Origin of the sequence: Micromonospora sp. CB01531 (assembly GCF_001905095.1) — a bacterium.
Lineage (GTDB): Bacteria > Actinomycetota > Actinomycetes > Mycobacteriales > Micromonosporaceae > Micromonospora.
The window spans coordinates 98,820-105,982 of the sequence record NZ_LWLS01000067.1 but is presented as its reverse complement, the minus strand read 5'-3'; the positions used below and the strand labels follow the sequence as shown (position 1 = coordinate 105,982).

Here is a 7,163-nt window from a genome sequence, read left to right as displayed (position 1 = left end):
CTCACGGCTCTACGCAATTGCGCACAAGATCGTTAGTCGGCGTGCCCCTCGAGGGTCGCGCCGAGCCGGCTGGCCAGGCCGAGATGGGCCGCCCGGGCCTGTCGGAAGGCGTACCCGAACAGCGGCGCCGGGGCGGAGAGGGTGATCTCGACGTCGATCCGCACCACACCGCCGGGCTCGTCCCGCAGCCGGGTGTGGTTGCGTACGGTGGTGGCCGGCTGCTGCCGGGCCACCGTCACCACCTCGTCCTCGTTGGCGACCAGCACGTCCGCCTGGTAGGTGACCGGGAAGTGCAGCGGCCCGAGCGCCAGCCGGTCGGTGATCGCGTAGCTGGCCAGGGCGCCGGGCCGGGGCGGGAGCTGGCGGACCCGGACGATCAGCGGATGCAGCTCGCCCTGGCGGGTCAGGTCGCTGAGCAGGGCGACCGCCTCCGCCCGTGCGCACCGAGCCTGCACGGTGTAGCTGAAACTGTCGCTGCTGAGCAAGCCGTACTCCCCTAGGCGTCGCCGGTGGGCACGATCGTCCCGTACCGGGGGCCGGCTGGCAACGGTCGGAAGACCCGGGTCCGAGCGGTCCGCCGGGCCGGGCTCAGGCGCCGGGGAGCACCTCGGGCGTGGGGGTGTCGGCGAAGTACGGCTCGGGAGCGCCGAAGAGGCCGAGCAGGCCGGTGACCCAGAGCTGCCGGTGCACGAACCGGCTCGGCTCGGTGACCACCAGCTTGACACCGCTCACCTCGGCGGTCTGGAAGCCGGCGACCATGGCGCTGATGCCGACCGAGTCGATGAAGGTGACCAGGCGCATGTTCAGCTCGATGCGGGCGGGCCGGCCCTTCGCAAGCACCTCGGCGATCGCTTCCCGCACCTCGTACGCGGTGTCGACGTCGATCTCGCCCCGCGGGGCGATCTGGACGGCACCACCCGGCTGAACAGACTTCACGATCGACAGGCTCACGCGAACACCTCCACTCGCCCGTACGGGCGCCTCATCAGTACGCGGGCCGCGACCGAGAGTATTCCTCCGACGGCCTCGGTCGCCACCCCTCGGGATGAGCAATTCGCGGACTGGGCACACCTGGGCATCCCAATCCGGACCTTGCAGTTCCTATTTTCCCTACGACAGGCTCTCACTATTCAACGACCGACGAGGGCCGCAGATCCGCCGACCCAGGGTAGCCGCCCCCCGCTCGCCGGGCCCGCACCCGGCCCTCGGCGCGTTCGGGTGGTCTGTCCCATCCTGCCCCAGTGGGCCGCGACCGGGCGCGCCGGGGTGGTTTGCGCCGAGTCCGCTCCGGGCACTGGCCGGATGGGCGGACCGTCCCGCGCCCGACCGTCGCCGGAGTCCGAAGTGGCCTCGGCCTTCGGCACCCCGAGGAGGTAACCATGTTCGGATCCACCCTGCTGGACCGTCGCAGCAAGCCCGAGCGGATCGCGGACCAGGCGTGGCAGCAGTTGTTCTCCGCTGTCGACGCTGCCGGCGACAGTGTCCGGGGCGCCGCGCGGTCCGCCCGCCGCAACGGCTCCGGCCTCGCCGACGACGCCAGCGACCTGGTCGGCTCGGCCGCCGAGGAGGCCCGCCGCCGGGCCACCCTGGCCTTCGACGCGCTCGCCGGCCGGCGGCCGGCGCTGCCCTGGGCGCTGCTGATCAGCGCCGCGCTGGCCGGCGCTGCGGTCGGCTGGGCGGCCGGCACCTTCGCCCGGGCGGCCGGCAGCCGAGCCCGGGAACTCGGCGAGATCGAGTTCGTGGACGTCGACCGGCCGGACTCGGCGGCCGGCCTGGACCGCTGACCCGCACGCCACGACGGCGGTGTCCCGAGTCGGGGCACCGCCGTCGGCGCGTCAGAACGCGGTGACGCTCGCCGGCGTGCGCTCGGCCCGGCTGAGTGCCCGCAGCACGGCCGGCTGGCCGTGCCGGCGTACGGCGAGGCGGGAGAGCAGGGCGAGCACCGGGTCCAGCACGTCGGCCGGCAACTCCGGGGTGGGTACGCCCAGGCTGAACGCGAGGTCGTCGGAGTGCACCGCCAGCTCCATCAGCCGGGTGGTGAGGTAGTCGTCCAGCGCCAGCGACCAGGGCCCCCGGGCCAGGTGCACCACCCGCCCGTCCGGCTCGGCGGACAGCGCGACGGCCAGCTCGTCGACCGCGGCGCCGACCGCGGCCAGCAGCGCCTCGGGGCCGTCCGCGGCGATCCGTTCCCCGGACCGGCGGATGCCCACGTTCACCTCGTCGTCGACCGACGCGCCGATCCAGGTGCCCCGGGTGTAGTGGTCGAGCAGGCCGATCGGCTCGACCGGCGGCACCGGCTCCGCCAGCACCGTGGGCACGGCCAGGATCTGGAAGGCGAGGTGGCCGGCGAGTCCGCCGATCCGGAACTCGGCCAGCGCGCTCGGGGCGTCCCACTGCTTCGCCACGGCCGGGTCGGCGAGCAGCGCCGCGGCCGAGCGGGCGGCGGTCAGGTAGGCAGTCCTGATCGGGTGCATCGGGCGTACCCCTCTCGTCACGGGTCCGAAAGGCCGAGCCTACTCACCAAGATCGACAACGGCACGGGCCCCGGATGCGGCGGTGGCCGCCCCGCGGACGGGACGGCCACCGCATCTGGAGACGCTCCCAACAGCTCGGTTCATTCGGTGCGGGTGAGGGCAGGTCACCCGGGGGGCGGCCACGATCGGAGCCGGCGCGGATCCGTGCTGGGCACCGCCGCGCCGCGAACCGATCCGGGAGGGAGAGCACCGATGGCCGCAGGGACGATCACGCGGACCGACCAGGACATCCAGTCCGACGTCCTCGACGAGCTGACCTGGGAGCCCCGGGTACGCCCCAACGAGATCGGGGTGACCGTCACCGAGGGGGTGGTGACGTTGACCGGCTGGGTGGACAGCTACGCCAAGAAGTGGGCCGCCGAGCGGGCCGCACACCGGGTGTCCCGGGTACGGGCCGTCGCCAACGACCTCGCCGTGCGGATCGCCACCTCCGCCGAGAAGAGCGACCCGGAGATCGCCACCGCCGCCACCCGGGCCCTGGAGTGGGACGCGTTCGTGCCGGTCGAGACGCTGGACGTGACGGTCACCGATGGCTGGGTCACCCTGCACGGCCAGGTCGAGTGGGAGTACCAGCGCCGGGCCGCCGAGCGGGCGGTCGGCCGGCTCACCGGTGTACGCGGGGTGAGCAACGGCATCACCGTCCGGCCCGGCACCCGCACCGACGCGCGGGACCTGGCCGAGCGGATCGTGGACGCGCTCGCCCGCAACGGCGCCACCGAGGTGGAGGGGATCAGCGTCCGGATCCACGGCGGCGACGAGGCGGTCCTGGAGGGCCTGGTCCGTTCGATCCCGGAACGCGAGGAGATCGAGCGGGTCGTCTGGTCGGCCCCGGGCATCCGGGAGGTGCACAACCACGTGGCCGTATCGCCGTGAGACAAATGACCCGGGCCGGGTGAGCCCGGCTCACCCCGTCGCGGACGAGGCTGGGAACCATGACTGATCCGAACGGGTTGATCACGCCCGGGCGCGGCGCGTCCGGGTACCCCCGGCCGGCGATCCCGGCCGGGCGGATCCTGCGGCGGCCGGAGGTGGATTGATGACGACGCCACTGCAGGTCACCAGCGCCCGGTTGCGCCTCCCCGTGACCGAGACGGACCACGCCCGGGGGCCGGCCGACGCGGCGGTCACCATCGTCGAGTACGGCGACTACCAGTGCCGGTTCTGCGGGGCCGCGTACGCGAACCTGGCCGAGGTGCTGCGCCAGCGCGGCGACAGCGTCCGGCTGGTCTACCGGCACTTCCCCATCGCCAACGTCCATCCGTACGCCGAGAGCGCGGCGGAGGCGGCCGAGGCCGCCGGCCGGCGAGGGCGGTTCTGGGAGATGCACGACTGGCTCTACCAGCACCAGGACCAGCTCGACCCGGTGCACCTGTCGCTCGGCGTCGAGCAGCTCGGGCTATCGCCCGACGACGTGGACACGGAGGTGGGCGGGCACGCCCACGCCGACCGGGTCCGGCGGGACTTCGTCGGTGGCATCCGCAGCGGGGTGACCGGCACCCCGACACTCTTCGTCAACGACGTCCGCCACGAGGGCGGCTACGACGTCGCCGAGCTGCTGGCCGCGGTCGACGCCGCCGCCACCGCCTGACACGGGCGACGGGATTCCCGGAAAGAGTGCCCAGTCCCGGTCGGATGGGCACTCTTTCCGGGCACGAGGGCGCGTCAGATCAAGCGGAGTTCGCGGGCTCGGCGGACGGCCTCGCGGCGGCGGGTCGCATCGAGCTTGCGGTAGATGTTGCGGACGTGGGTCTTCACCGTGTTGACCGACAGCGACAGCTCGCTGGCGATCTCCACGTTGGACAGGATGCTCTGCAGGTAGCGCAGGATCGTCAGCTCGCGCTCGGTGAGCGGCTCGTCCAGCGCGCGCTCCGGCCCTCGCGAGCGCTCCGGCGGCTCGACGGAGCGCCGCTCGTCCGCCCCGCGTACCAGGTCGCTCACCGTCGCCCAGTGCGCCGTGCCCGAGTCCAGGTGGGCGGCGAGCAGGTCGCGTACGCCCGGCTCGGCGCGCGTGAAGACCCGCCGGTAGCCGTCCGGCTCGGCCAGGTCGAGCACCTGCTCCAAGACCCGCCCGGCCCGCCGGTCGTCGCCGCTGTCGTGGGCCAGGACCGCGTCGAGCACGCCGGCGGCGAGCCGGACCGGCAGCGGCCACGACTCCGCCCCCGGCCCGGACCAGTCGGGCAGCGCCCGCCCGGCCGCCCGCCGGTCCCCCGCCCGCAGCTCCACCCGGGCCAGTGCCACCCCCAGCGCCGCCACCTCCCCGCCGGACCCGGCCACGTCGTCCGCCCGCTCCGACGGCAGCGCGCCGGCGGACCCCGCCTCGACCCGCATCGCGTCAGCGAGCAGGGCGCGGGCGCTGTCCACGTCGCCGACGGCGGCGCGGAGCTGCGCCTCGGCGGCGGTCAGCGCGGCGGTCAACTCCCGGCCGGGCGACACCTCCCGGGCCTCGGCGAGGATCCGCAGGGCGGCGGCCGGCTCGCCGTCCGCCGCCAGCAGCTCGGCCCGACAGAGCGCGGCCAGCGCGGCCGCGCCCGGCGCCGTGGTGGCCGGTCCCGCGAGGGTCAGGTTCGCCGCCGCCTCCGCCGGTTCGTCGCGATGCCACGCCACCAGGGCCAGCGCGAGGTACGCGTGCCCGCAGTCCAGCCGACACGACCAGCCTTGGCAGGGCGGCATCGCCAGCGCCTCCCGCGCGGTCTGTTCGGCTGCCCGCAACCCGCCCCGGGCCGCCGTCAGCAGCGCCGACCGGCTGGCGCAGACCAGCTCCGTACGCGGCCGCCCCGCCCGCCGGGCCGCGTCCAGCGCCGCGGCGAACCGCTCGGCGGCGACCGGCAACTTCCCCTCGACCAGCCCCAGCAGCCCGAGCGCGGTGCCGGCCACCGCCCCGGCGTCGGCGTCCTCGCCGGCCCCGGCCCGCGGGTCGTCCCCGGGGCCGACGGCGGTACGGGTGGCGAGCAGCCGGGCGGCGGCCCGGCGTACCTCGGCGTGGTCACCGGCGAGCCGGGCCAGGGTCAGTTCCAGTGCGGTGGCCAGCCGCCGGAACCGGTCCAGGCGCGGTTCGGGCAGCGCACCCGCCTGGTCCACGGCGCGCCGCAGGTACCCGGCCGCCGCGTCAACGTCACCGTCGTACGCCCGCTCGGCGGCGCAGGCCAGCGCCAGCTCCGGGTCCCGGCGTACGGCCTCGGCAGGCGGCTCGAGCGGCGCCGGGGCGGCCGGCCGATGCCGGTCGTACGGGGCCAGCTCCGGCCACCGGGCGATCAGCAGCTCGGTGGCCCGATTCCACTCGCCCGCGGCCAGCGCGTGCCGCAGCGCCTCGGCCGGCCGGTCGTGGTCCCCGTACCAGCCGGCGGCGCGCAGGTGCAGGTCCCGCAGCTCCTCTGCGGGGATCCGGCCCAGCTCGTCGCGGAGCAGGTCGGCCAGCAGTGGATGGCACCGGTACCAGGGCGGGCTACCCCCGTCGTGCTGGACGAAGCCGCCCGCCCGGGACAGGTCGGCGAGCACCTGCCCGGCGTCGCTCTTTCCGGTCACCGCCTCGGCCAGGTCGGCGCACACGGCGGTGGCGATCGCAGTGCGCCGCAGCACGTCCCGGGCGTCCGGGCGCAGCGGGGCGAGCACCTCGTCGCGCAGGTACCCGGCGACGTCCGGCTGGTCACCGGTGAACCGCTCGACCGCCCGGGCCGGATCGGCCTGGGCGCGCAGCGCGAGCGCGGCGAAGCGCAGCCCGGCCGGCCAGCCACCGGTCCGCTCGTGGAGCCGGGGCACCGCCGCGGCGGGCAGCGGCACCCCGTGCGCGACCAGCAGGTCGGCCACCTCCTCGGCGGTGAAGGCCAGCTCGTCCGGGCCGACCTCGGTCAGCTCCCCGGCCAGCCGCCACCGGTGCAGGGCCAGCGGCGGGTCGAACCGCGCGCCGACCACCAGCCGCAGCCGCCCCTCGGCGTGCCGCAGCAGGAACTCCAGCCCGGTCAGCGCGCCGGGGTCGGTGATCCGGTGCAGATCGTCCAGGACCAGCCGCACCGGGCGGTCCCGGGCGGCGAGCGCCGCGGCGAGCAGTTCGAGCTGGTCCGGGCGGGGCGGGCGGTCCGGCACCGGCGGCTGTGGACCCTCGTCCGGGACGCCCTCCGCGGCGGCCCGCAACGCGGCCGCCAGGTACGACCAGAGCCGCGTCCCGGTGTCGCCCTCCTCCACGCTGACCCAGGCCGTCGGCGGCACCTCGCCGACCGCCCGCGCCCACGAGGCGAGCAGGGTGGTCTTGCCCCAGCCGGCCGGCGCGGAGACCAGGGTGACCGGCGCCGCGACCCCCTGCGCCAGCCGGTCCAGCAACCGGGGCCGGACCAGCACCGGCTCGGGCAGGGCGGCCGGGGCGAGCCGGGAGGCCAGCAGCGGCGGGAGGGCCGCCGGGTCCGCGCCGGTCACCGGCTCGGCGCCCCCGGACGGCGCCGGGCCCGCCGGCACCGTGACGTCCTCCGGCGTCTCGGCGACCTCGACGTGGTGAGCCTCCTCCGGCATGCGGCCCCTCCCCCGTCGCGTCCGCTCCCCCGGTCGGTGCGGGCAGCGGTTACCCGGCCCGGACCGGTTCACCCCTTCGGGGCGAACCCGCTTCACCCGGCCCGGCCGCACCCTGGAGACACGCGGGCG

Annotated in this window: 7 protein-coding genes; 3 read left to right on the top strand and 4 right to left on the bottom strand. The window is 75.9% G+C overall.

The window, feature by feature from the left end; translation table 11 throughout:
* Positions 1 to 32 precede the first annotated feature (32 nt).
* Together A6A27_RS17240 and A6A27_RS17235 are read right to left on the bottom strand one after the other, a co-directional pair.
* Positions 33 to 485 carry an SRPBCC family protein gene (locus A6A27_RS17240; protein ID WP_073835630.1) on the bottom strand — a complete coding sequence of 151 codons (453 nt, stop codon included), beginning with the start codon at positions 483 to 485 and terminating at the stop codon, positions 33 to 35.
* Positions 486 to 588: 103 nt separating this feature from the next.
* Positions 589 to 951 carry an STAS domain-containing protein gene (locus A6A27_RS17235; protein WP_073835629.1) on the bottom strand — a complete coding sequence of 121 codons (363 nt, stop codon included), beginning with the start codon at positions 949 to 951 and terminating at the stop codon, positions 589 to 591.
* 428 nt (positions 952 to 1,379) lie between these two features.
* On the opposite strand from A6A27_RS17235, the gene A6A27_RS17230 reads away from it, so the two are divergent.
* Positions 1,380 to 1,784, top strand: a complete 405-nt coding sequence (locus A6A27_RS17230) for a hypothetical protein (RefSeq protein WP_073835628.1) — start codon at positions 1,380 to 1,382, stop codon at positions 1,782 to 1,784.
* A gap of 51 nt (positions 1,785 to 1,835) precedes the next feature.
* Here A6A27_RS17230 and A6A27_RS17225 read toward each other — a convergent pair whose 3' ends face one another.
* Complete coding sequence (locus A6A27_RS17225) at positions 1,836 to 2,474, bottom strand: maleylpyruvate isomerase N-terminal domain-containing protein (RefSeq protein WP_073835627.1); 639 nt, start codon at positions 2,472 to 2,474, stop codon at positions 1,836 to 1,838.
* Positions 2,475 to 2,726: 252 nt separating this feature from the next.
* Here A6A27_RS17225 and A6A27_RS17220 point away from each other — a divergent pair, with 252 nt between their 5' ends.
* Together A6A27_RS17220 and A6A27_RS17215 are read left to right on the top strand one after the other, a co-directional pair.
* Positions 2,727 to 3,407 (top strand): BON domain-containing protein, encoded by a 681-nt coding sequence (locus A6A27_RS17220; protein ID WP_073835626.1) that lies wholly within the window; start codon positions 2,727 to 2,729, stop codon positions 3,405 to 3,407.
* 163 nt (positions 3,408 to 3,570) lie between these two features.
* Positions 3,571 to 4,122 (top strand): DsbA family protein, encoded by a 552-nt coding sequence (locus A6A27_RS17215; protein WP_073835625.1) that lies wholly within the window; start codon positions 3,571 to 3,573, stop codon positions 4,120 to 4,122.
* A gap of 74 nt (positions 4,123 to 4,196) precedes the next feature.
* Here A6A27_RS17215 and A6A27_RS17210 read toward each other — a convergent pair whose 3' ends face one another.
* Positions 4,197 to 7,034 carry a LuxR C-terminal-related transcriptional regulator gene (locus A6A27_RS17210; protein ID WP_073835624.1) on the bottom strand — a complete coding sequence of 946 codons (2,838 nt, stop codon included), beginning with the start codon at positions 7,032 to 7,034 and terminating at the stop codon, positions 4,197 to 4,199.
* Between the last annotated feature and the right edge of the window lie 129 nt (positions 7,035 to 7,163).